The sequence below is a fragment of the Frigidibacter sp. MR17.24 genome (assembly GCF_037095655.1).
Classification (GTDB): domain Bacteria; phylum Pseudomonadota; class Alphaproteobacteria; order Rhodobacterales; family Rhodobacteraceae; genus Frigidibacter.
Genome location: NZ_JBAWKE010000003.1, coordinates 228,418 through 250,851 on the forward strand (window position 1 = coordinate 228,418; position 22,434 = coordinate 250,851).

20 protein-coding genes are annotated in these 22,434 nt (G+C 71.3%); 12 read left to right on the forward strand and 8 right to left on the reverse strand.

The window, feature by feature from the left end; translation table 11 throughout:
• Nucleotides 1–7: 7 nt before the first annotated feature.
• Nucleotides 8–1,072, reverse strand: a complete 1,065-nt coding sequence (locus V8J39_RS13330; protein WP_336461411.1) for a LacI family DNA-binding transcriptional regulator — start codon at nt 1,070–1,072, stop codon at nt 8–10.
• Between the two features lie 102 nt (nt 1,073–1,174).
• Between V8J39_RS13330 and V8J39_RS13335 the strand changes: the two genes are divergently transcribed.
• From V8J39_RS13335 to yghX, 7 genes are all read left to right on the forward strand, one after another.
• The gene (locus V8J39_RS13335; RefSeq protein ID WP_336461412.1) at nt 1,175–2,185 is read left to right on the forward strand and encodes a TRAP transporter substrate-binding protein; all 1,011 of its coding nucleotides are present in this window, start codon (nt 1,175–1,177) and stop codon (nt 2,183–2,185) included.
• A 31-nt stretch (nt 2,186–2,216) separates the two neighbouring features.
• A complete protein-coding gene (locus V8J39_RS13340) occupies nt 2,217–2,702 on the forward strand; it encodes a TRAP transporter small permease (RefSeq protein WP_336461413.1) in 486 nt (161 codons plus the stop codon).
• Nucleotides 2,699–3,982 (forward strand): TRAP transporter large permease, encoded by a 1,284-nt coding sequence (locus tag V8J39_RS13345; protein WP_336461414.1) that lies wholly within the window; start codon nt 2,699–2,701, stop codon nt 3,980–3,982. Before V8J39_RS13340 ends, V8J39_RS13345 begins: the two co-directional genes overlap by 4 nt.
• A 32-nt stretch (nt 3,983–4,014) precedes the next feature.
• On the forward strand, nt 4,015–4,554 hold the full coding sequence (locus tag V8J39_RS13350; protein WP_336461415.1) for a VOC family protein: 540 nt from the start codon (nt 4,015–4,017) through the stop codon (nt 4,552–4,554).
• Nucleotides 4,555–4,557: 3 nt separating this feature from the next.
• Nucleotides 4,558–5,817: a RuBisCO large subunit C-terminal-like domain-containing protein gene (locus V8J39_RS13355; RefSeq protein ID WP_336461416.1), complete on the forward strand. Its 1,260-nt coding sequence runs from the start codon at nt 4,558–4,560 to the stop codon at nt 5,815–5,817.
• The gene (locus V8J39_RS13360; RefSeq protein WP_336461417.1) at nt 5,814–7,058 is read left to right on the forward strand and encodes a four-carbon acid sugar kinase family protein; all 1,245 of its coding nucleotides are present in this window, start codon (nt 5,814–5,816) and stop codon (nt 7,056–7,058) included. Before V8J39_RS13355 ends, V8J39_RS13360 begins: the two co-directional genes overlap by 4 nt.
• A 378-nt stretch (nt 7,059–7,436) precedes the next feature.
• Nucleotides 7,437–8,330 (forward strand): YghX family hydrolase, encoded by an 894-nt coding sequence (gene yghX / locus V8J39_RS13365; protein ID WP_336461418.1) that lies wholly within the window; start codon nt 7,437–7,439, stop codon nt 8,328–8,330.
• Between the two features lie 33 nt (nt 8,331–8,363).
• Here yghX and V8J39_RS13370 read toward each other — a convergent pair whose 3' ends face one another.
• Nucleotides 8,364–9,437 carry an alcohol dehydrogenase family protein gene (locus V8J39_RS13370; RefSeq protein WP_336461419.1) on the reverse strand — a complete coding sequence of 358 codons (1,074 nt, stop codon included), beginning with the start codon at nt 9,435–9,437 and terminating at the stop codon, nt 8,364–8,366.
• Between the two features lie 229 nt (nt 9,438–9,666).
• On the opposite strand from V8J39_RS13370, the gene V8J39_RS13375 reads away from it, so the two are divergent.
• Genes V8J39_RS13375 through V8J39_RS13390 form a run of 4 tightly spaced genes read left to right on the forward strand, consistent with a single transcriptional unit; the run spans nt 9,667 to nt 14,416 of the window.
• On the forward strand, nt 9,667–10,572 hold the full coding sequence (locus V8J39_RS13375) for a dihydrodipicolinate synthase family protein (RefSeq protein WP_336461614.1): 906 nt from the start codon (nt 9,667–9,669) through the stop codon (nt 10,570–10,572).
• Between the two features lie 3 nt (nt 10,573–10,575).
• A complete protein-coding gene (locus V8J39_RS13380; RefSeq protein WP_336461420.1) occupies nt 10,576–12,084 on the forward strand; it encodes an aldehyde dehydrogenase in 1,509 nt (502 codons plus the stop codon).
• Between the two features lies 1 nt (nt 12,085).
• Nucleotides 12,086–13,447, forward strand: a complete 1,362-nt coding sequence (locus V8J39_RS13385) for an NAD(P)/FAD-dependent oxidoreductase (protein WP_336461421.1) — start codon at nt 12,086–12,088, stop codon at nt 13,445–13,447.
• 18 nt (nt 13,448–13,465) lie between these two features.
• On the forward strand, nt 13,466–14,416 hold the full coding sequence (locus V8J39_RS13390; protein WP_336461422.1) for a LysR substrate-binding domain-containing protein: 951 nt from the start codon (nt 13,466–13,468) through the stop codon (nt 14,414–14,416).
• On the opposite strand, the gene V8J39_RS13395 is transcribed toward V8J39_RS13390, so the two are convergent.
• The 5 genes from V8J39_RS13395 to V8J39_RS13415 all read right to left on the reverse strand — a co-directional run bounded on the left by V8J39_RS13395 (nt 14,374) and on the right by V8J39_RS13415 (nt 19,685).
• The gene (locus V8J39_RS13395; protein WP_336461423.1) at nt 14,374–15,999 is read right to left on the reverse strand and encodes an oleate hydratase; all 1,626 of its coding nucleotides are present in this window, start codon (nt 15,997–15,999) and stop codon (nt 14,374–14,376) included. The genes V8J39_RS13390 and V8J39_RS13395 overlap by 43 nt on opposite strands.
• Before the next feature lie 107 nt (nt 16,000–16,106).
• Complete coding sequence (locus tag V8J39_RS13400) at nt 16,107–16,718, reverse strand: phosphoribulokinase (protein ID WP_336461424.1); 612 nt, start codon at nt 16,716–16,718, stop codon at nt 16,107–16,109.
• Nucleotides 16,715–17,494, reverse strand: coding sequence for an ATP-binding cassette domain-containing protein (locus V8J39_RS13405; protein WP_336461425.1), 780 nt, complete (start codon nt 17,492–17,494; stop codon nt 16,715–16,717). The genes V8J39_RS13400 and V8J39_RS13405 overlap by 4 nt, the downstream gene beginning before the upstream one ends.
• Nucleotides 17,491–18,576: an ABC transporter permease gene (locus V8J39_RS13410; RefSeq protein ID WP_336461426.1), complete on the reverse strand. Its 1,086-nt coding sequence runs from the start codon at nt 18,574–18,576 to the stop codon at nt 17,491–17,493. Before V8J39_RS13410 ends, V8J39_RS13405 begins: the two co-directional genes overlap by 4 nt.
• Nucleotides 18,577–18,674: 98 nt before the next feature.
• Entirely contained in the window at nt 18,675–19,685 is a 1,011-nt protein-coding gene (locus V8J39_RS13415; protein ID WP_336461427.1) for a sugar ABC transporter substrate-binding protein, read from the reverse strand.
• Nucleotides 19,686–19,872: 187 nt separating this feature from the next.
• Between V8J39_RS13415 and V8J39_RS13420 the strand changes: the two genes are divergently transcribed.
• Entirely contained in the window at nt 19,873–21,045 is a 1,173-nt protein-coding gene (locus V8J39_RS13420; RefSeq protein ID WP_336461428.1) for an ROK family transcriptional regulator, read from the forward strand.
• An 85-nt stretch (nt 21,046–21,130) separates the two neighbouring features.
• Here the strand turns inward: V8J39_RS13420 and V8J39_RS13425 are convergent, their stop codons facing one another.
• Entirely contained in the window at nt 21,131–22,291 is a 1,161-nt protein-coding gene (locus V8J39_RS13425) for an ABC transporter substrate-binding protein (protein ID WP_336461429.1), read from the reverse strand.
• Nucleotides 22,292–22,434 lie beyond the last annotated feature (143 nt).

Consider the following 22,434-nt stretch of genomic DNA (forward strand, 5'->3'; position numbering starts at 1 on the left):
GCGGCGGCTAGGACCGATCCCTGCCGCCCGGCGCGGCCCCCGGCCGGTGTGCGGGGCCCGGAAGGTTGGTCGGAAAGATGATCTGCATCGGCAGCGGGGCCGGCGGCTCGGCCGCGTGAAGCTGGTCGATCAGCACTTCCAGCAGCGTCTGGTTGCGCTGGGTCAGCACGGCCATCATCACCCCTTCCTCGAGCATCCGTCGGGTATCGGCGCTGAAGCCGTGCCCGACCAGCCGCACCTGTCCCAGCCGCCCGGTGCGGCGCAGCGCCATCCCGATCCCCTCCGAGGACCCGCCGACATTGTAGATGCCGACAAGGTCGGGATGGCGGTCGAGCAGCGCAAGCGTCATCTGCATGTTGGTCCAGCTGTCGTCCTGCCCCTCGAGCGTTCCGGCGAACTGCAGGTTCGGGTGATCGCGCTGGATCAGTTCCTGAAAGCCAAGCTCGCGTTCGACATGGGCCCGGAACTGGCGCGTGGCCGCGACCACGGCCAGCTTGCCCGGGCGCCCGCCGCTGGCGCTGGCCAGCAGGAAGGCCGCCGTGCGCCCGGCGGCAAGGTTGTCGATCCCGACGAAGCCCTGGCGCCGGCTGCCGGTCAGGTCGCTGATCAGCGTCAGCACCAGCTTGCCCTGATCGACAAGTCGGTCGGCCTCATCGCGCACCTCGGGATGGTCGACGCCGAAGAAGGCGATCGCGTCCGACTTGCGCCCCAGCCGGCGCAGCGACCGCGCCAGCACCGCCGGGTCCATCGAGTCGAGCAGGTAGCTGTGGATGCGCGCGCCGCGGTCGCGCACCTGCGCCCATTCCCGCAACTCGTGGTTCAGGCCGCGGATGAACGGGTTCGCGCTGCGCGGGAACACCACCGTAAGGCGCTTGCGGTCGGGGCGGGCAAGGCGCGCGATCTCGGCCTCGGGCAGGTAGCGGCAGGCGGCGGCGGCGGCCAGCACGCGCTCGGCGGTGCCGGGGCGCACGTTCGGGCGGCCGTGCAAAACCCGGTCCACCGTCGCCTCCGACACGCCCGCTGCCGCGGCGATCTCGCGTATGCCTGCCCGCGGCATCCCATCAAATCCCATCAAGAAACCGGCGTTGAGCCGGTTATGCGCGCCGCATAGGCTTGCCGTCAATCACCGCGGGCAGGGAGGCCCGCGTGCAGCATCGAGAGGGAGGAGACGATGATGCAGACCCGAAGAGTGACCCGGCGCGGGTTGATGGCGACCGGCGGCGCGGCACTGGCGCTGCCGTTCCTGGGCAGGGGCGCGCGCGCCGCGACCGTGCTGCGCTATGGCCACATGCACACCCCCGCCTCGATCGCCGGGGCGCAAGCGGAGTGGTTCGCCGCCGCGGTCCGGGAGAAGACCGGGGGCGCGATCGAGATCCAGATCTTCCCCAATTCGCAGCTTGGCAAGCTGCAGGAACTGGCCGAGGCGGTCTCGACCGGGTCGATCGCCTTCTCGCACAACACCGCCGGCGCGGTCGGCTCGCTTTACGCGCCCTTCGCGGCCTTCGACACGCCCTATCTCTACCGCGACGTCGACCACCTGATGTCGGTGATGGACGCGCAGGGCCCGGTGATGACGGAGCTGAACGAGGGCCTGATCGACGCCTCGGGCACCCGCGCGCTCTATGCCTTCTACTTCGGCACCCGCAACCTGACCGCCGACCGCGCGGCCAGGAACCCGGCCGAGCTGTCGGGCGTCAAGATCCGCTCGATCCCGTTCCCGATCTACATGGCCACGGTCGAGGGTCTGGGCGCGGTGCCCGTGCCCGTCGACTGGGCCGAAGTGCCGACCGCGCTCGCCACCGGCGTCGTCAACGGGCAGGAGAACCCGATGAACGTGCTGGTCAGCGCCAAGCTCTACGAGGTGCAGAGCCACCTGATGCTGACCGGCCACATCTCGGCCGCGCAGGTGGTGATGATGAACGAGGACGTCTGGCAGGGCTTTGACGACGCGACGAAGGAGGCGGTCGCCGCCGCCGCCTCCGAGACCCGCGCCCGTGCCTCCGACGAGATGCTCAGGGCCGAGGCGGGCGATCTCGAGACGCTGAAGGCGAACGGGATGACGGTGCTGGACGAGGCCGCGGGCCTCGACCTCGCGGCGTTCCGCGACAGCGTGACCGCCCGGGTGTCCAAGGAGTTCGACAGCCAGTGGGGCGATCTCTACGCCAAGATCGCGGCCGTCGCCTGACATGGTCGACCCCGCTGCCCAAACCGGTCCGGTGCCCGCCCCGCCGCGGGCGCTGGAGCTGACCGCCAGGGGGCTGTTCCTGGTGGCGACGGGTCTCGTCCTGCTGATCGTGGTGCTGATCCTCGCGCAGATCGTCGCGCGCAACTTGTGGAACCTCGGCCTGCCGCGGGCCGAGGAGCTGTCGCGGCTGGCGGGCATCCTCGCGGTCTACATGACCGCGCCGATGCTGGCGCTGCACGGCCAGCACGTCGCCGTCGACGCCTTCACCGGGCTGATGCCGCGGCTGCCGCGGCTGGCCTGCGCCATCCTCGCCGAGGCGGCGACGCTGGGCTTCTCGCTGATGACGCTGTGGGGCGGATGGCTCTACCTGCGGCGGGCGTGGAAATTCCGCACCTCGGCGCTGGGGATGCAGAACATCTGGTACTTCGGGCCGGTGATGCTGTGCTTCGCGCTGATCGTCGCGATCGCGGGCTGGCGCATCGCCGCGGCCGCCCGCGCCGGGAGGGCGGCCCGGTGACGCCCCTGCTTCTGGCAAGCTTCGCAGCGCTCCTCGTGGTGGGCGCGCCGATCGCGGTGGCGCTCGGCCTCAGCTCGGCGCTGACGATCTGGGCCTACGGCCTGCCGATGTCGGTGCTGCTGCAGCGCGCGGTCAATTCGGTGGACAGCTCGCCGCTGCTGGCGGTGCCGATGTTCATCCTTGCCGCGGGGTTGCTGTCGGCGACGGGTGTCACCGGCGTGATGTTCGACCTGGTGCGGATGATCGTGGGGCGGCTGCGCGGCGGCATGGCGCATGTCAACGTGCTGCTCAGCCTCGTCTTCGCCGGGATGTCGGGCGCGGCGCTCGCCGACATCGGCGCGCTGGGCGGCATGCAGGTGCGCGAGATGGAGAAGCAGGGCTATACCCGCCGCTTCGCTGCCGGCCTCACCATCGCCTCGGCGACGATCGGGCCGATCTTCCCGCCCTCGATCCCGCTGATCATCTTCGCCGCCGCGGCCGAGGTCTCGCCGGTGCGGCTGCTGCTGGCCGGGATCGTGCCCGCGCTGATGCTGGCGGCGATGCTGATGGGACATGTCGCGCTGGTGGCGCGGGCGCAGGACCTGCCGCGCGACGAGCTGCGCCCGAGCCTGCCCGCGTTCCTGCGCCTCGCGGTGGTGTCGCTGCCGGCGATGCTGACGCCGGTCCTGCTGATCGGCGGGCTGCTGTCGGGCCTGTTCGGCCCGACCGAGGCGGCAGGCATCACGGTGGCCTGGTCGATCCTGATCGGCGTGGTCGTCTACCGGCGGCTGACGCTGCGGATGCTGGTTCTGTCGGCGCAGGAAACGGTCATGGCCACCGCCAACATCCTGTTCGTCGTCGCCGCCGCCGCGATCTTCGCCTGGGTGCTGACGATGGACCAGGTGCCGATGAAGGCCTCGGCCTGGCTGCTGGGCATCTCGGACAACCCGCTGGTGCTGCTGCTGATCCTCAACGTGGTGCTGCTGGTCGCGGGGATGGTGCTGGAATCGATCGCGGCCATCCTGATCATCGCGCCGATCGTGACCCCGGCGCTGATCCAAGCCGGCGCCCCGCCCGAGCAGATCGGGATCGTCATGGTGCTGAACCTGATGATCGGCCTGCTGACGCCGCCGGTGGGGATGAGCCTCTACATGATGGCGATCACCGTGAAGATGCCCTTTGCCGAGGTGCTGCGCGGGGTCGCGCCCTTCTTCCTGCCCCTGGTGCTGGCGCTTGCGCTGGTCACCCTGTTCCCGGGCCTGACCGCCTGGCTTCCCACCCTGCTGATGGCCCGACCCTAGCGGTGGCCCAACCCTATTGATGGAGTGACCCGATGAGCCGCTTTCTCGGCCCGATCCGCCAGCTTGGCTTCGTCGTCCCCGATATCGAGGCCGCGATGGCCCACTGGTCAGGCGTGATGGGCGTCGGCCCGTTCTTCTACAACCCGCGCGTCCCGATCGAGGACTACACCTACGACGGCCGGCGCTACGAGCCCGAGAACTCGGTCGCGCTCGCCAATGCCGGCTATGTCCAGGTCGAGCTGATCCAGTGCCGCAACGCCGTGCCCTCGATGTACAAGGACTTCACCGACGCCGGGAACTGGGGGCTGCAGCACACCGCCTACTGGACCGAGGACTATGACCGCGACCTTGCGCGGATGCAGGCCGAGGGGTTCCGGGTAAAGATGTCGGGCAAGGTCGGCGAGGCCGGGCGCTTCGCCTACTTCGATCGCGACACCCATCCCGGCACGGTGATCGAGCTGTCCGAGGTCAAGGGTCCCAAGGGCCGGATGTTCGCGATGATCCGCGCCGCCTCCGACGGCTGGGACGGCGCCGATCCGGTCCGCCCCTTCCCCGACCTGTCGCGGATCTGAGCCATGATCCGCGCCACCTACCTGGTCGAGACGCCCTGCCCGATCGCCGAGGTCGCCGCGATGATGGCGGGCGAGCAATCCTCGGGCACCTTCGTGCGCGTCGAGGGCGAGACCGACGCGCTGCGCGCCCGTTTCGGCGCCCGCGTCGCCGAGACCGAGGAGATCGGCCGCGCAGAGCGGCCGAGCCTGCGCTCGGCCTGGGCCGAGCGGCGGGGCCTCACCGGCCCGCGCGGCATCCACCGCGTGGTGATCGACTATCCCGAGGACAATGTCGGGGTGAACCTTCCCACGCTGGCCGCGGTTGTGGCGGGCAATCTCTACGACCTCGGCGAGGTCACCGGGCTGAAGCTGGTCGACGTGGCGCTCACCCCCGGCTACCGGGCCCGCTATGCGCTGCCGGCGATGGGCGTCGCGGGGACGCGGGCGGCGGCGGGCGTGTCGGACCGGCCGCTGTTCGGCACGATCATCAAGCCCAACATCGGCCTCTCGCCCGACGAGATCGCTGCACTGGTCGGCCGGCTGGCCGCGGCGGGCGCCGATTTCATCAAGGATGACGAGATCGCGGGCACCCATCCTCACGCGCCCGTCCCGGCGCGGATCCGCGCGGTGATGGCGGTGCTGCGGCGCCACCGCGACGCGACCGGCAGGCAGGTCATGGTCGCCTTCAACATCACCGACGAGACCGACGCCATGCGCCGCCACGCCGACCTGATCGAGGCCGAGGGCGGCAGCTGCGCGATGGTCTCGCTCAACTGGTGCGGGATGTCGGCGGTGCAGACGCTGCGCGCGCACACGCCGCTCGCGATCCACGGCCACCGCAACGGCTTCGGCGGCATGAGCCGCCATCCGCTTCTGGGCATGGGCGTGCCGGCCTACCAGGCGCTGTGGCGGCTGGCGGGGATCGACCACATGCACGTGCACGGCATGGGCGGCAAGTTCGCCGATCTCGACGACGAGGTCGCCGCGGCGGCGCGCCACTGCCTGCGCCCGATGGCGGCAGTCGACGACAGGGTGATGCCGGTCTTCTCGTCGGGGCAGTGGGCGGGCACGCTGCCGCACACCCTGGCGCGCGTCGGCTCCGACGACCTGATGTTCCTGTGCGGCGGCGGCATCATGGCGCATCCCGGCGGCCCGGCCGAGGGGCTGGCAAGCCTGCGCGCGGCCCATGCCGCCGTGCGCGACGGGCGCAGCCTGGCCGAGGCCGCCGGCGCCGATCCGGCGCTGGCCGGGGCGCTCGCCGCCTTCGGGCCGGACCGGCCATGAGCTATGTCTTCGTCGCCGACGATTTCACCGGGGCCTCGGACACGCTGGCGACGCTGGCGCGCGGCGGTTGCGCGACGCGGCTGTTTCTCGACCTGCCGGCCCCCTCCGACATCGCCGGGCTCGACGCCTGGGGGATCGCGACGCCGGCGCGCGCGCTCGGCCGGCCGGCGATGGCGGCGCTGGCGGCGCGGCTGGGCGCGGGGCTTGCCGCGGGCGCGCCCCGCTTCCTGCACGTCAAGGTCTGCTCGACCTTCGACAGCAGCGACGCGACGGGCAACATCGCCCTGCTCGCGCAGGGTCTCGCCGATGCCGCGGGGATCCGGGACCTGGCGGTGATCGGCGGCCAGCCCTCGCTGGGGCGCTACGCGGTGTTCGGCACGCTTTTCGCCGCGGCGCCCGACGGGGCCGTGCACCGCCTCGACCGCCACCCGGTGATGTCGCGCCATCCCGTGACGCCGATGCACGAGGCCGACCTGCTGCGCCACCTCGCCGCGATCGGGCTGCACGGGCTGACACGGGTCGGGGGCGGGGCCGCCGGCGGCGCCTTTCCCCGCTTCTACGACGCGCTGTCGCAGCAGGACATCGCCGCCGCGGGCCGCGACCTCGCGCGTGCGCCGGGTCCCGTGGTCGTCGTCGGCGCCTCGTCTGTGGCCGAGGCCTGGCTCGCCGCGCGGCCCCGGCCGGCCCGGGGGGCCGCCGCGCCAGCGAAGGGACTGCCACCGCTCACCGGCCCGGTCCTCGGCTTCGCGGGGTCGCGCTCGTCGCTGACCACCGCGCAGGTCGCGGCGGCGGACGGCATCGCCCGCCTGCCGGTCAACCCGCGCGACATGCTCGAGGGCGGCGCGGCATGCGCGGCCGCCGACCGCTGGGCGCGCGAGCGGCTGGCCCGCGGGCTGGACTGCATCCTCTACCTGACCGCCGATCACCTCGGCCAAATCGATCCCGCCGAACTGGCCCGCCGCAGCGCTGAATTCGTCGCCGGCCTTTTCGGTTGCACCGATGCGGGGGCGCTGGTCGTCGCGGGTGGCGACACCTCGAGCGCGATCGTCGCGCGGCTGGCGCCGGACTGGCTGCGCCATGCGGGCGAGGTCTGCGCCGGTGTGCCGATCCTGTCCGCGCGCCGTGGCGGGCGCGAGCTGCCGATGGTGCTCAAGGGCGGCCAGATGGGCGGGCCGGATTTCTTCGCCCGGGCGATCGATGCGCTGCGCCCGTGCCCCGTTGCCGCGCGACCCCGCGCCTGACCGCACCGCTCGCCCGCCTGCCCTGCAACGGCCCGCGCGCGGACCGCGGCCGTGCCGCAACGGGATCGCGCCCCGACGCCGCAATCCGGCGCGGGGCCGCGCCGCGCGCGAAATCCCCGTGCGGCATCCCTGCCCACAGCCGGGGCAGGCGCCGCGGCCATCGGCGTCGGTGATCCCGGTGGACGGGACAGGGCCTTGGTCCCCGGGGCCGGGATCTCGGGCGAGAACGCCGCGCGGAGACCTGGCGCGCGCGGATCCCCGCGACCACGCGCACCGTCACGGACATGCGGTTTGACCGGGGCGCCGACTCGGGGCTGACTTGTCGGTGGCCGCGCCCGGACGGCCCCGCGTGGCCCGGCACCATGGAGAGGAGAGCGCATGGAGACCCCGACCCGTCTGACCGCCAAGGACTTCAGCCCAGAGCTGCTCGAGCTTTACGATTTCTACGCCCACGGCATCATCACCAAGCGCGAGTTCCTCGACCGCGCCGCGCGCTTCACCGTCGGCGGCCTGACCGCGGCGGCGGTGCTGTCGATGATGAGCCCGGATTATGCGCTGGCCGAACAGGTCAGCTTCAACGACCCCGACATCACCGCGACCTGGATCACCTACCCTTCGCCGAACGGCCACGGCGAGATGCGGGCCTATTACGTCCGCCCGGCGGGCACCGCCGCGGCCCCGGGCGTCGTGGTCGTGCACGAGAACCGCGGCCTGAACCCCTACATCCAGGACGTCGCGCGCAGGCTCGCCAAGGCGGGCTTCATCGCGATGGCCCCGGACGGCCTGACCCCCATGGGCGGCTATCCCGGCAATGACGAGGCCGGCCGGGCGCTGCAGCAGCAGGTGGACGGCACCAAGCTGATGAACGACTTCTTCGCGGCGGTCGAGTTCCTCGCGGCACAGGAGGATGTCACCGGCAAGGTCGGCATCACCGGCTTCTGCTATGGCGGGGGCGTGGCGAATGCCGCGGCGGTCGCCTACCCCGAGCTTGGGGCCGCCGTGCCCTTCTACGGTCGCCAGCCCGCGGCCGAGGACGTGCCCCGGATCGCCGCGCCGCTGCTGCTGCACTACGGCGGGCTGGACGACCGGATCAACGCAGGCTGGCCGGCCTACAAACAGGCGCTCGACGCCGCGGGCAAGACCTACGAGGCTTACATCTACGACGGCGCCAACCACGGCTTCCACAACGACTCCACGCCCCGCTACGACAAGGAGGCGGCGGACCTTGCCTGGTCGCGCACGATCGACTGGTTCAGGACCCACCTGGGCTGAGGCGCGAGGCCCTTCGTCACCCGCGAAACCGGATCAGGGCGCCGGAAGCAGCACCAGCTTGCCCGCATGCGCCTTGCGCCCGAACGCCTCCTGCGCCTCGGCGATCGCCCGCAGCGGATAGGTCGCGGCGACCAGCGGCCGGATCTCGGCCGCTTCGATGTAGGACACGAGGTCGGCGAAGACGGGTTCGTCCCAGGCGGTGCAGCCGATCAGGGTGATGTCCTTGAGGTAGAGGTCGCGCAGGTCCAGCTCGACCACCGGGCCCGCGATCGCGCCCGAGGTCGCGTACCGGCCACCGCGCCGCAGGATCTTCAGCAGCGTCGCGAACCCCGTGCCGCCGACATTGTCGATCACGACATCGACGCTTTCCGGGCCGAGGCACGCCAGAAGGTCGTCGTCGCGCAGCATGACCCGGGTCGCGCCGATCGCCTCGACCGCCGCGCGCTTGTCGGGGCTCGTGACCGCGATCACCTCGGCGCCGCGGCGCCGCGCCAGCTGGACCACGGCGCTCCCGACACCGCCCGAGGCCCCGGGAACCAGCACGCGGCTGCCGGGGCCGACGGCCGCGCGCCGCACCATGTTCTCGGCAGTGCCATAGGCGCAGGGGATCGAGGCAAGCTCGGCATCGCTCCAGCCGCAGTCGACGGCGAAGGCCTCGATCGCGGGCACCGCGACGTAGCCGGCAAAGGCGCCGGCAAAATCCGACCCCATCCAGATCGTCGCCGGATCGTCAAAGCCCCGCGGGCGCATGCAGGGCCGGACGATGACGCGCTGCCCGATCCGCGCCGGGTCCACCCCGGCGCCGGCCGCCACGACCCGGCCGCAGCAATCGGCGCCCTGGATCAGCGGGAACGGCGTCGCCGCGTTCCAGCCGCCATCGGCGATCGCGCGGTCCCCCGCGGCCGCGCCGGTCCCGTCCCGGACCGATGCCGAATACCAGCCAAGCCGCGTGTTGATGTCGGTGTTGTTGATCCCGGCCGCCAGAACCCGCAGCAGGACCTCGCCCGCCCCGGGCGCGGGTACCGGCAGCTGGCGGCACTCCAGCCGGTCGTAGCCGCCGACGCCGGTGGTGACGATCGCGGTCATCGTCCTGGGTCTCTCTGGCATCGCGCACTCCTGCCGGGCGACGGCCCTGAGCCTGAGCTAGCGCGGCTGCGCGATCCTGACACGCCCGCGACGCAGGGATCCGCGGCGATCCTTCGCCCGGCCGGTGCGCAACCGTCCTTGCGATAGTTTTCCTAATGCAGAGGCGCTGAATCTTCTCCTTTGCGCGAGGCACGGCTTTTGGCGATTTTCGCCCCGAACCCAGGATCGGAGATCGCCCATGCCGCCCCGGATGGTGCTCGAAGGCATCTACACACCGCTCATCACCCCGTTTCACGCCGACGGCTCGGTCGATTTCGACAGCCTTGCCGCGCTGGTCGAGACCCTGATCGCCAAGGGTGTGCATGGCCTGATCTCGGGCGGCTCGACCGGCGAGAACTATGCCGAGACCGTCGACGAGCGGCTGGAGATCGCGCGCTTCGTCGTCGCGGCCGCGCGCGGACGGCTGCCGGTGATCGTGGGCACCGGCGCGATGCGCACGCCAGACAGCCTCGCGCTGGCGCGCGGGGCGCGCGAGATGGGGGCCGACGCGATCCTGCTGGGCACCCCGCCCTATTCGGTCCCGACCGAGCGCGAGAACGCGCTGAACGCGCTGGCCATCGACCGCGCGGCCGACCTGCCGGTCATCCTGTACAACTACCCCAGCCGGATGGGCGTCGAGATGGGGCGCGACTTCCTCGACCGCGTGGGCCGGTCGCGAAATGTCATCGGAATCAAGGAAAGCTCGGGCGACATCAACCGGCTGCACCTGCTGGCGCGGGACTATCCGCATGTCCAGATGTCCTGCGGGATGGACGATCAGGCGCTGGAATTCTTCGCCTGGGGCGCGCGCAGCTGGATCTGCGCGGGGTCGAACTTCCTGCCGCAAGAGCATGTCTTTCTTTACGAAACCTGCGTGCTGCGGGGCGATTTCGCCACGGGACGGCGGATCATGTCGGCGATGCTGCCGCTGATGCGGGTGCTCGAGCAGGGCGGCAAGTTCATCCAGTGCGTGAAGCACGGCACGGCGATGACCGGCCTGTCGACCGGGCCGATGCGGCCGCCGCTGCGGGGGCTGACCACCGATGAGAAGCGCGCGCTGGAGCAGGTGATCCGCACGCTGAAGACCGCGGTCGCGGCGATCAAGGAAGGGAACTGAGCCATGGCCGAGCTGCTGACCACCGAGGAGTACCGCGCCATCGCCGCCGGGCTCGACCTGCCGCAGAACGCCTTCATCGACGGCGGCTTCCGCCCCGCGATCGGCGGCGCGACCTTCGAGACGGTGAACCCCGCCACCGGCGCCGTGCTGACGCGGGTCGCGGCCTGCGGCGCGGCGGATGTCGACCTTGCCGTCGCCAAGGCGCGCGAGGCCTTCGAGGACGGGCGCTGGTCGCGCCTGCCCCCGGGCGCGCGCAAGGCGGTGCTGCTGCGGCTCGCCCGGCTCATGGAGCGCGACGCGCGCGAACTTGCGGTGCTGGAAAGCCTCGACAGCGGCAAGACCATCCATGATTGCGAGACGGTGGACATTCCCGAGACGATCCACGTGATCCGCTGGCATGCCGAGCTGATCGACAAGATCTACGACCAGGTGGCGCCAGCCTCGGACGATCACCTGGCCCTGGTGCTGCGAGAGCCGGTGGGCGTCGTGGGGCTGGTGCTGCCCTGGAACTTCCCGCTGCTGATGCTGGCCTGGAAGATCGCGCCGGCGCTGGCCGCTGGCTGCGCGGTCATCGTCAAGCCGGCCGAGGACACGCCGCTGACCGCGCTGCGGGTGGCGGAACTCGCGCACGAGGCGGGCGTCCCGCGCGGGGTCCTGGCCGTGCTGCCCGGCACCGGGGCCGAGGTCGGGGAGCCGCTGGGCCGGCACCCGGATGTCGACATGGTCTCGTTCACCGGCTCGACCGCGACGGGGCGCAGGTTCCTGCACTATGCGGCCGACAGCAACCTCAAGGAGGTGGTGCTGGAGATGGGCGGCAAGAACCCCTGCATCGTGCTGGACGATGCCGAGGATCTGGACGCGGTCGCAGCCCATGTCGTCAACGGCGCGTTCTGGAACATGGGGCAGAACTGCTCGGCCGCGTCGCGGCTGATCGTGCACCGCGCCATCAGGGACCGGCTGATCGAGCGCGTGAAGGCGCATGCCCGCGACTGGATCACCGGCGATCCGCTCGACCCCGCGACCCGCGTCGGCGCGCTGATCTCGGCCGCGCATTTCGCCAAGGTCACGGGCTATCTCACCGCCTGCGCGACCGAGACGGTGCTGATGGGCGGCACGGCGCCTGCGCCCGGCGTCGTCGAGCCGACCATCGTCGAGGTCACAGGCAATGCCGCGAGGCTCGCCCGCGAGGAAATCTTCGGGCCGATCCTGACCGTGATCCCCGTCGCCAGCTTCGAGGAGGCGATCGCGGTCGCCAACGACACCGACTATGGCCTTGCCGCCTCGATCTTCACCGCGAACGGCAAGCGGGCGCTGCGCGGCGCGCGGATGCTGCGCGCGGGCACGGTGACGGTGAACAGCTTCGGCGAGGGCGACATCACCACGCCCTTCGGCGGCTACCGGCAATCGGGCTTCGGCGGGCGCGACAACGGCATCCATGCCCATGACCAGTACACGCAGCTCAAGACCATCTGGCTGGACCTGACCGATCATGCCGACACGGCGCTGGACTGACATGGCCCCGCCGCGCCACGCCGGGCACGCCGCGACCCGGCTGCCGGTCTTCACCGGCACCGCGGGCTGGCGGGCGATCCTGCCGCCCCCGCCCGACCGCGCCCCGCTGCTGGGCGAGACCGGCGCCGACATCGCCATCGTCGGCGCGGGCTTTGCCGGCCTATCGGCCGCGCGGCGGCTGGTGCAGATCGATCCGAACCTGCGAATCGTGCTGCTTGACGCGGCGCGGATCGCCGAGGGCGGCACCGGGCGCAACTCGGGCTTCATGATCGACCTGCCGCACGAGCTGGCCGCGGGCGAGTATGCCGGCGGCGGCGCGGCGCGCGACCGGGTGCTGACCGGGCTGAACCGCCAAGCCATCGCCTTCGCCGAAGAGGCGGTCGGCGACTATGCGATCCCCAAGGGCCATTTCCGGCGGTCGGGCAAGATCAACGCCGCCGCATCCGAGGCCGGGCTGACCGCGAACCGGCGTTACGCCCGCCATCTGGCCGATCTGGGCGAGCCGCACGAGATGCTGGACGCGCAGGCGATGCAGGCGATCACCGGCAGCCGCTATTACCGGGGCGGGCTGTTCACGCCGGGCACCGCGATGATCCAGCCGGCAGGCTATGCGCTTGGCCTTGCCGCGGGCCTGTCGCGCGCGGGCGTCGCGATCCACGAGCGCTCTCCGGTCACCCGGATCGAGCCCGCGGCGCAGGGCTGGCGGCTGGCGACACCGGGCGGCGCGGTGACGGCGGCGAAGGTCATCCTTGCCACCAACGGGCATCTCGAAAGCTTCGGCTTCCGCCCGGGGCGGCTGATGCACATCATGCTCAGCGCCTGCATGACCGAGGAACTGCCGCCCGAGGCCGTCGCGGCAGTGGGCGGGACCGAATGCTGGGGCGCGACTCCCGCCGACCCGATGGGCACCACCGTGCGCCGGATCGGCCCCGCGCAGGGCGGCAACCGCATCGTGATCCGACAGGGCGGCTATTACCGCCCCGGGATGCGGACCAGCGCCGGCGACCTCGCCCGGCTGGTCGCACGGATGCGCCGCAAGTTCGACGACCGCTTCCCGATGCTGCGCGGCATCCGCTTCGAACATGCCTGGTCCGGGCATCTCTGCCTCAGCCGCAACGGCGTCTCGGTCATGCGCGAACTCGAGCCCGGGTTGATCGCCGCCGCGGTCTGCAACGGCCTCGGCTCCACCCGCTCGACCCTGACCGGGATCGGCGCGGCAGAGCTGGCCTGCGGACAGCGCAGCGCGCTGGGCGGGTTCTTCGCCGCCGAGGCCGAGCCCGACCGCCTGCCGCCACATCCCTTCGACACGATCGGCGCGAATGTCTACATGCGTTGGAAAGAGTGGCAGTCGCGCGCGGAATAGGCGGCGGGGGGACAAGCGATGGTTCAGTTCAGACGCCGGCACCTGCCCTCGCTCGGGGCCTTCGCGACCTTCGAGGTCGCGGCGAAGCACCTGAGCTTCACGCTGGCGGCGAAAGAGCTGAACGTGACGCAGGGCGCGATCAGCCAGCAGATCCGGTTGCTGGAAAAGGCGCTTGGCACGGCGCTGTTCGTGCGGGGCCACAAGGCGCTGTCGCTGACGCCGGACGGCGCGGGCCTGCTGGTCGCGGTCACCGCCGGGCTGGATTCGATCGGCGCCGGCGTCGCGCAGCTGCGCGGCGAGACCGGACCGCAGGTGGTCACGATTTCGGCCACCGACGCGATGGCGGCCTTCTGGCTGGCGCCGCGGCTTGCGGCCTATCGGCGCCAGACCCCCGAGGTGACCTTCACCGTCCTCGCCTCGGACGAGGACGACGCGCTGCGCAACTATGCCGAGGTCGACATCGCGATCCTGTGCGGCAACGAGCGCTGCGAGGTCGGCGACGAGCTGCATTTCCTGTTCCCCGAAATCGCGCAGCCGGTCTGTTCGCCCGGCTTTCTCGCCGAGCACGGGCCCTTCGACGATCCGCACCGCCTGTCGCAGATGCCGCTCCTGCACCTGCACGAACGGCACTGGTCCTCGGAGGCGATCGGCTGGCAGCCGCTCGGCTGGGCCGAGTGGTTCCGCGCACGCGGCGAGGCCGCGCCGCCCGGGCCGCCGGCCCTGGCTTCGAACAAGGTGGGCCTGCTGATCGAGGCGGCGGTGGCGGGCGAAGGGGTGATGCTGGGCTGGCGCCACCTGATCGAGGCGCAGATGGCCGACGGTCGGCTCGTCCCGGCCCACCCGGCGACGATCACGGCGGGGCGCGGCAATTTCCTCGGGCTGCGCCGGCCGGCGCGGGACCGCCCGGCGGTCGCCGGGGTCGTCGGTCACCTTCTGGCAAGCGCGTCGGGGCCGGCGGCGGCGCGCTGATCCTGGGCGGGCCGGCGCCCGAGCAGCACCCGCAGCGCGCGCAGAACGACGCGCGGATCGCGGTCGGTGCGGGCGACGGGTGGCGGCGGCGGCGTGCGGCCGGTCAGCTGCGCCACCGCCGCGCGCGCCGAGCGGACCGAGTATTCGACGGTGAAGACGCAATCGCGCTCAAGCTCGCAGAACTGGCCGATCACCGCGAAATTGCCGCCCGGGTCCGGGCACACCGCCGGGCGGTCGCCGGGGCGACGGGCCATGAAGACGCTGGTGATGAAAGGCATCCGGCAGGGAACGACCCGCGCCCCCGACAGGACGGCGCGCTGGTCGCGCGACAGGCCAAGCTGCCCGGCAAGTTCGGCAAGGATCTCCGTGCCCGTCGCCTCGCGCAGGGTGCGGCCCGTGACCTCTCCCGGCCGGTCGTCGCACAGGCCATAGCCCCAGAACACCTGCGTGCCCGCCGCCTGATCGCGGAAATGCGGCTGGTGGAACAGCACGATCGACAGGCCCCAGGCCGATCCCGCGAAGCTGACCAGCCCGCCGGTGCCCGCGCGGTTGCCGGTGAAATCCTCCATCAGGGCGAAGAACCCGGGCCGGTCGAGCGTGACGGTGAACGACGTCCACGAGGTCCGCTCGGGCGTGCCGCAGAAGGCCTCGGGCCGGCCGAAGCCCGGGTGCGCGGCGGCAAGCCTGCGCCACAGCCCCCAGCCGCCGCCCTCGCGCACCGCCGGGTCGGGTGCGCGGTCGGCCGATCCGGTCGCCGAGCCCTCGGTGATCGATCCGAGCGTCAGGTAGACCCGGTCCTCGGCCCCGACGGCCAGTGCCGTGCCGTCGGCGAAGGCAAGGCGGGTGACGCGGCGCGCCGGCGCGGTCCCCCCGATCGTCAGGTCGGTCACCTGCCGGGCTGGGGCGATGTCGACGCCGCGCTGCCGCAGCCAGCAGACCATCGGCGCGATCATCGCGTCGTGCTGGTTGTAGCGGGTACGCAGCACGCCCTCGATCCGGGTGAAGCCGGGGAAGAGGTGGATGAAGCGGCGCAGGTAGCGGCGCATCTCGACCGCCGAATGCCATGGCTGGAACGAGAACATCGTCGCCCACATCAGCCAGAAGTTGCTGTCGAAGAAGGCGGGGCGGAAGCACGCGGCGATGGTGCGGTCGCCCAGCGACCGCTCGGGGCGCAGCACGAGGCGCGCGAGGTCGAGAAGCGCGCCGCGACCAAGGCCCAGCCGGTCGCGGTCCGCAGCGGGCCGCCCGCCGCGCACGATCCGGCAGTTGCCCGAGGCATGGACCGCGCGGTTGAAGGCCAGGATGTCCTCGGCTGCCGAGACGGCGGGGTCATCGGCCGAGGGGATCCCCGCGAGCAGGTCGAGGGTGCAGGCGAAATGCTCCTCGAACATCCGGCCGCCGCGCACGAGGTAGCCCTGCCGCGCGTCGCCCGAGCCGTCGAGCGAGCCGCCGGGCCGGTCGAGCTGTTCGTGGATGTGGATGTCCGCCCCCGGCACGCCCGCGTCGCGCAGCAGGAAGACGGCGGTGGCGAGGCCGGCGATGCCGCCGCCGACGATGTGATGCTGCCCGCGAGACTGGACCACCCCGCTCTCCCTGCCTGTCGGTCCCCGGGGCCAGCATGCCACCGCGCGGGCGCCCGCGCATCCCCGCATGCGCGGCCTTGCATCCCCCGCGCGCCGGGCCTTCGCGATCAGCCCACGCAATAATCCGCCGCGCGGCTTTCGCGCAGGACGACGCGGCCGTTGGGCAGGTCGTTGCCTTCTGCCCGCGCGCGCGCCGCATCCGGGTCGAGGCCGTGGTGACGCCAGCGCGCCACCAGCCGCCGGGTCAGCACGGCCTCGTCGATGGCGAGCGCCACGGTCAGGTCCCACATCGGCGCAAGGTCCCGCCAGCCGGGACGGTCGAGCAGCAGGTAGTTGCCCTCGAAAATCAGCAGCCGCGCCGCCGGGTCCACCTGCCCGGCCCCGGGCCGCGTCCGGTCAGCGCCGCGGTCGAACAGCGGATAGGCCGGCGAGGCCCCCTCGCGGATCGTGCGGACCAGCGCCGCGAAGCCCGCGACGTCGAAGGTTTCCGGCGCGCCCTTGCGGGCGCGCAGCCCGTGGGCGTCCAGCCAGTCGTTCTCGCGGTGGAACCCGTCCATCGGGATCACCTGCGCCACCGGGCCCAAGCCCTGCGCCAGCGTCTCGGCCAGCGTCGACTTGCCCGCCGCCGGCGGCCCGGCAAGCGCCACGAGGCGGCGCGGAGGGTTCCGCGCCGCCTCGGTCAGGATGCCCAGCAGCTGCCCGGCATCGACCTGTCTCATGCAGCGATGCTCTCGCCGGGGGGGGCCTTGGCGCCGGTCATCAGCGCCACCGCGTCCGACATCGAGCAGTCCTCGGGCCGCACGGTGCAGAGCCTGCGCCCCAACCGGTGGACATGGATGCGATCGGCCACCTCGAACACATGCGGCATGTTGTGCGAGATCAGGATGATCGGGATCCCCCGCGCCCGCACGTCCTGGATCAGGTCCAGCACCTTGCGGCTTTCCTTCACCCCCAGCGCCGCCGTCGGCTCGTCAAGGATGATCACCTTCGACCCGAAGGCCGCTGCCCGGGCCACCGCCACGCCCTGCCGCTGGCCGCCCGACAGCGTCTCGACCGGCTGGTCGATGTTCTGGATCGTCATCAGCCCCAGTTCCGACAGCTTCTGGCGGGCGATGTCGCGCATCGCGCCGTGGTCGAGCTTGCGCAGCCATTGCCCGGCGAAGCCCTTGGCGCGGATCTCGCGGCCCATGAACATGTTGTCCACGATCGACAGCGCAGGCGACAGCGCGAGGGTCTGGTAGACGGTCGCGATCCCCGCCTCCTGCGCCTGAAGGGGCGAGGCGAAGCTGACCTCCTGCCCGTCGAGCGTGATCGAGCCTGCGTCGATGCGGATCGCGCCCGACAGCGCCTTGATCAGCGAGGATTTTCCGGCGCCGTTGTCGCCGATCACCGCGAGGATCTCGCCGGGGTAGAGGTCGAAGTCGCAGTCGTCGAGGGCGGTGACCCGGCCATAGCGCTTTTGCAGACCGCGGGCGGAGAGGATGGGGGCGTTCATGCCGAGACCTTTCTGATCCACTGGTCGATGGCGACCGCGATGATGATGAGCCAGCCGATGGCGAAGACCTGCCAGAGCACGTCCACCCCGGCGAGGCGCAGTCCCGACTGGAAGACGCCGACGATGAGGGCTCCGAACAGGGCGCCCAGGATCGAGCCGCGCCCGCCGAAGAGCGAGATCCCCCCGATCACGACGGCGGTGATCGACTGCAGGTTGCCCTCGTAGAAGGCCTGGGGGCTGATCGAGCCCACGCGTCCGATCGAGGCCCAGGCGGCGATGCCGCAGATCAGCCCGGCCAGCGCATAGACCGACATCAGCGTGCGGCGGGTGCGGATGCCGGCAAGCTCGGCCGCCTCGGCATCGTCGCCCACGGCATAGACATGGCGGCCCCAGGCGGTCTTGTTGAGCATGTACCACAGCACCAGGAACACCACGACCATCAGGATCGAGCCCCAGGTGATCCGTGCCGAGCCGATGGCGATCGTCTCGCCGAAGACCTTCAGCAGCGGCGCCTCGGCGTCGATGTCCTGGCTGCGGATCGACTGCGCGCCTGACAGCCACAGGTTCAGCGCGAAGAAGATCGACCAGGTGCCGAGCGTGGTGATGAAGGGCGGCAGCTTGACCCGGGTGACGAGGAAGCCGTTGAACATCCCCGCCAACGCGCCGCCGGCGAAGGCCACGATCAGCGCGAGCGGCGCGGGCACGCCCGAGAAGACCGCGAGGTTGCCGGCGATGACCGACATCAGCACCATGATCGCCGCGACCGACAGGTCGATCCCGGCGGTCAGCACGATCAGCGACTGCGCCGCGGCAAGGATGCCGATGATCGACACCTGCTGCATGATCAGCGTGAGGTTGAAGGCCGAGAAGAATTTCGACCCCGAGATCACGCCGAACACCGCGACCGCGCCCAGAAGCACGATCACCGGCACCAGCGTGGGATTGGAATGCAGCGCGTGCTGCAGCTTCTCGACGGGACCGCGGCGGTGCGGATCGAAGGCGGCGACGCGGCGGTCGGCGCCGTCGATCACCGTCTCGAACTCCTGCGCGGCCCGGCGCGTCGACGGGATGGTCTCGCTCATGGCGGCCTCATCTGATGAAGGGTTGGGGTCCCGGAGGGGCGTGGGGGCCCCTCCGGGTACGGCGCGACGTCAGGGCTGCCGCGCCGTGGCGACGGGGCTCAGCCCCAGCATTTTTCCAGCGCTTCCTTCGAGGTGATCGAGGGGATGCCCTCGACCGGCTGGTCGGTGACCAGCTCGACGCCGGTATTGGTGAAATCGAGCCCTTCCGAGGCCTTGGGCTTCTCGCCCGTCTCGGCATAGGCCTTGATCGCCTCGATCCCCATCGAGGCCATCTTCAGCGGGAACTGCATCGAGGTCGCGCCGATGACGCCGGCCTCGACGTTCTGCACGCCCGGGCAACCGCCGTCGACCGAGACGATCAGCGCCTGTTCCTCGAGTCCCACGGCCTTGAGCGCCTCGAAGGCGCCGGCGGCGGCGGGTTCGTTGATCGTGTAGACGAGGTTCACGCCCGGATCCTTCTGCAGAAGGTTCTCCATCGCGGTGCGCCCGCCCTCTTCGTTGCCGTTGGTCACGTCGTTGCCGACGATGCGCGGATCATCCTCGTCGCCCATCTTGGTGGGGTCCTTGATGTCGACGCCGAAGCCCTTGAGGAAGCCGTTGTCGCGCAGATAGTCCACCGAGATCTGCGAGGGGTTGAGGTCGAGAAGCGCGATCCTGGCGTCGGCCGGATCCTCCATCTTCGCCGCCGCCCACTGGCCGATCAGCTCGCCCGCCAGGAAGTTGTCGGTGGCGAAGGTCGCATCGGCGGCCTCGATCGGTTCGAACGGCGTGTCCAGCGCGATCACCAGCACGCCCGCCTCGCGCGCCTTGCCGACCACCGGCGCCAGCGCCCGGCTGTCCGAGGGCGTGATCAGGATGCCCTTGGCGCCGGCCGCGATGCAGCTTTCGACCGCCGCCACCTGCGTCTCGACATCGCCGTCAAGCTTGCCGGCATAGGTGTTCAGCGTCAGGCCCAGCTCCTTGGCCTTGGCCCCCGCCCCCTCCTTCATCTTCACGAAGAACGGGTTGGTGTCGGTCTTGGTGATCAGGCAGGCCGTGGTCTCGGCGGCCGAGACGGCACCGGCGCCCAGAACCAGCGCGAGGGCAGTACCCGCAAACAGCGTCTTCATCGTCATCCTCCCAAAAGTCCCGCGCCGCCCGCCCTCCCGGCAGATCCCGACGCCCCCGCTCCTCCAGCGGATCGAGGATCAAAGTGACGCGATTCCCCGGCTTGGTCAATAAATAAATCCATTCGATTTATTAATTGCGTGGCCAGGCCGCCGCAGGCATGCTAGGCAGGCTTGGGGAGGATCTCGCATGGATGGCAACGACCGCATCGGCTCGCGTTCCGGCGTCAACCAGATCGGCGTGCGCGCGCACAACGAACGGCTGATCCTGTCGCTGATCCGGCGCGGCGGGGCGCTTCCGGGCGCCGAGATCGCCAAGCGCACGGCACTGTCGGCGCAGACCGTGTCCAACATCCTGCGCAAGCTCGAGAATGACGGCTTCCTCGCGCGGGGCGAGCCGCAGCGCGGGCGGGTGGGCAAGCCCTCGATCCCGATGCAGATCGACCCGGACGGGGCGCTGTCGTTCGGGATGAAGCTGGGGCGCCGGTCGGCCGACCTTGCGGTGCTGGACCTGACCGGGCGGGTGCTTGGCCAGAGCCAGATCACCTATCCCTACCCGATGCCGGCCGAGATCTTCGCCTACCTTCGCGAGGGCATGGACAGCCTTGCCGGGGCGCTGTCCCCGCGTCAGCGCACGCGGCTGGCGGGCATCGGCATCGCCGCCCCCGCCGAGATCTGGAGCTGGGTCGACGCGCTGGACGCGCCCGCCGACTTCTCGATCTGGCGCGAGATCGACTTCGCCGCCGAGGTCGCGGCCTTCTCCGAGCTGCCGCTGTTCCTGGTCAACGACGCCACCGCCGCCTGCCGGGCCGAGCACGTGTTCGGCCGCGGCCGCGAGCTGAGCGACTACGCCTACTTCTTCATCGGATCCTTCGTCGGGGGCGGCGTCGCGCTGAACGGCGGCGTGGTCGAGGGGCTGCGCGGCAATGCCGGCGCCTTCGGCGCGATCCGGGTGCCGGGCGCCCGCGGCGGCACGGCGGCGCTGATCGACGAGGCGTCGCTGTACCTGCTCGAGAACACGCTGAATGCCGCAGGCTTCCCGGCCGGCGCGCTCTGGCACCAGCCGCAGGACTGGTCGCGGCTGGGTCCCGCGCTGGACGACTGGATCGCGCGCGCGGCCCGCGGGCTGGCCGAGGCCGCCCGCGCGGTCTGCGCGGTGATCGACTTCCCGGTGGTGCTGATCGACGGCGCCTTCCCGACCGCGGTCCGCGCCCGTCTGGTCGCCGCCGCACGGCGCGAGCTTGCCGCGCTCGACCTGCGCGGCCTGACCGCGCCGGCGATCGAGGAGGCAGCGGTCGGCGGCAATGCGCGCGTCATCGGCGCCGCCACCGCGCCCGCGATGGCGAAGTTCTTCGAGGCCTAGGCCCCATCCGGGCCCCCGATCCGGCCCCCAACCCGGCCCCCGGCGCGCGACGCGGTGCCGCGCGGCAGGGACCGGCAGGGGGCGGTCAGGACAACATCATCGCGTTGAACTTCTCGATCGTCTCGGGCCGGTGGTCTGCCCACCACTGGTGCTGATAGGGCACCAGCCGCGCATAGTTCTCGGGCGCCGAGGGCAGGTTCGCCAGCACCGCCGCGGGGATGTGCTTGGCCGAGTCGACATTGGTGCAGCCGTAGGGCAGCAGGCAGGAATAGCGCGCCTGCGCGATGGCCGACGACGAGAAGGCCGCGAACTTCTGCGCGTTCGACAGGTTCGGCGCCCCCTTGGGGATCAGCCAGGCATTGCTCATCACCATGCCGCCGTCCCAGATCAGCTCGACCGGGCGGCCCTCGTCCTTCGCGGCCTGGATGCGGCCGTTCCAGGCCGTGACGAAGGGCGCTTCGTCATCGAGCAGCAATTGCATGTGCTGGGCGCCCGACTCCCACCATTTCACGATCTCGGGCTTGATCTGCCCCAGCTTCGCGATCGCGCGGTCGATGTCGATCGGGTAGATGTCCGCCTTCGCGACCCCGTCCGCCAACAGCGCGCCGACCAGCTCCGGCACGTTGCCCTTGGTGGCGATAGGCAGCGACCGGCCACCCGGGAACGCCGCGGTGTCGAAGAAATCCGCCCAGCCGGCAGGGGCCCGGTCCCAGGCATCGGTGCGATAGGCCAGCATCTGGGCATATTGCACGATGTCGAGCGCATGCGAGCCGCGGAACGCCTCGGTGACGCCCGCCTCGACAAGGCTGTAGTCGATGGGTTCGAGGTAATCGCCTTGGCGCAGCAGCTCGATCATCGAGCCGCGACCGATCTGGCAGACATCCCATTCGACGGTGTTGGTGTCGACCATCGCCTTCAGCTTGGCCGGGTCGGGGCCGATCGCTTCGACCACCTTGATGCCGCAGAGCGCCTCGAACGGTTCGAACCAGGCCTTGCGCTGCATCTCGGTGCCGATGCCGCCCCAGGTGACGACGACCACCTCGCCCTCGCCCTTCCAGCCGTCGGGGATCGCCTCGAACTCGGGCAGCGCGGCGGCCTGCGCCCAGGCCGCGCGCGGCAGCGCCGGCCCGGCCATCGCCAGCGCGGCGGCCCCGCCGAACATCTTGATGAAATCCCGGCGGGCGGTCGGCGGCACGTTTACCGAGGCGCGCAGCCTCGCGATCGGATCGTCATCATGGTCGGCCATGTCGGTCTCCTGGCACGCGGATCGGGCCGGACGCCCACCCTGCGCCAAGCTTCCGGGGCGCGCCGGATCCCGGCAAGAACAATATCCGGGATTTCGATGTTCATCTCTTATCTTGGTTGTTTCGTATATTATTTCGGCACCCC

Bases quoted from the DNA above. Each gene is read 5' to 3' on its own strand.
- V8J39_RS13385 (WP_336461421.1), top strand. From the start codon at position 12,086: ATGGCCCCGCCGCGCCACGCCGGGCACGCCGCGACCCGGCTGCCGGTC.
- V8J39_RS13380 (WP_336461420.1), top strand. From the start codon at position 10,576: ATGGCCGAGCTGCTGACCACCGAGGAGTACCGCGCCATCGCCGCCGGG.
- V8J39_RS13405 (WP_336461425.1), bottom strand. From the start codon at position 17,494: ATGAACGCCCCCATCCTCTCCGCCCGCGGTCTGCAAAAGCGCTATGGC.
- V8J39_RS13415 (WP_336461427.1), bottom strand. From the start codon at position 19,685: ATGAAGACGCTGTTTGCGGGTACTGCCCTCGCGCTGGTTCTGGGCGCC.
- V8J39_RS13360 (WP_336461417.1), top strand. From the start codon at position 5,814: ATGAGCTATGTCTTCGTCGCCGACGATTTCACCGGGGCCTCGGACACG.
- yghX (WP_336461418.1), top strand. From the start codon at position 7,437: ATGGAGACCCCGACCCGTCTGACCGCCAAGGACTTCAGCCCAGAGCTG.
- V8J39_RS13390 (WP_336461422.1), top strand. From the start codon at position 13,466: ATGGTTCAGTTCAGACGCCGGCACCTGCCCTCGCTCGGGGCCTTCGCG.
- V8J39_RS13330 (WP_336461411.1), bottom strand. From the start codon at position 1,072: ATGGGATTTGATGGGATGCCGCGGGCAGGCATACGCGAGATCGCCGCG.
- V8J39_RS13420 (WP_336461428.1), top strand. From the start codon at position 19,873: ATGGATGGCAACGACCGCATCGGCTCGCGTTCCGGCGTCAACCAGATC.
- V8J39_RS13400 (WP_336461424.1), bottom strand. From the start codon at position 16,718: ATGAGACAGGTCGATGCCGGGCAGCTGCTGGGCATCCTGACCGAGGCG.
- V8J39_RS13355 (WP_336461416.1), top strand. From the start codon at position 4,558: ATGATCCGCGCCACCTACCTGGTCGAGACGCCCTGCCCGATCGCCGAG.
- V8J39_RS13425 (WP_336461429.1), bottom strand. From the start codon at position 22,291: ATGGCCGACCATGATGACGATCCGATCGCGAGGCTGCGCGCCTCGGTA.
- V8J39_RS13350 (WP_336461415.1), top strand. From the start codon at position 4,015: ATGAGCCGCTTTCTCGGCCCGATCCGCCAGCTTGGCTTCGTCGTCCCC.
- V8J39_RS13375 (WP_336461614.1), top strand. From the start codon at position 9,667: ATGGTGCTCGAAGGCATCTACACACCGCTCATCACCCCGTTTCACGCC.
- V8J39_RS13410 (WP_336461426.1), bottom strand. From the start codon at position 18,576: ATGAGCGAGACCATCCCGTCGACGCGCCGGGCCGCGCAGGAGTTCGAG.
- V8J39_RS13335 (WP_336461412.1), top strand. From the start codon at position 1,175: ATGCAGACCCGAAGAGTGACCCGGCGCGGGTTGATGGCGACCGGCGGC.
- V8J39_RS13370 (WP_336461419.1), bottom strand. From the start codon at position 9,437: ATGCCAGAGAGACCCAGGACGATGACCGCGATCGTCACCACCGGCGTC.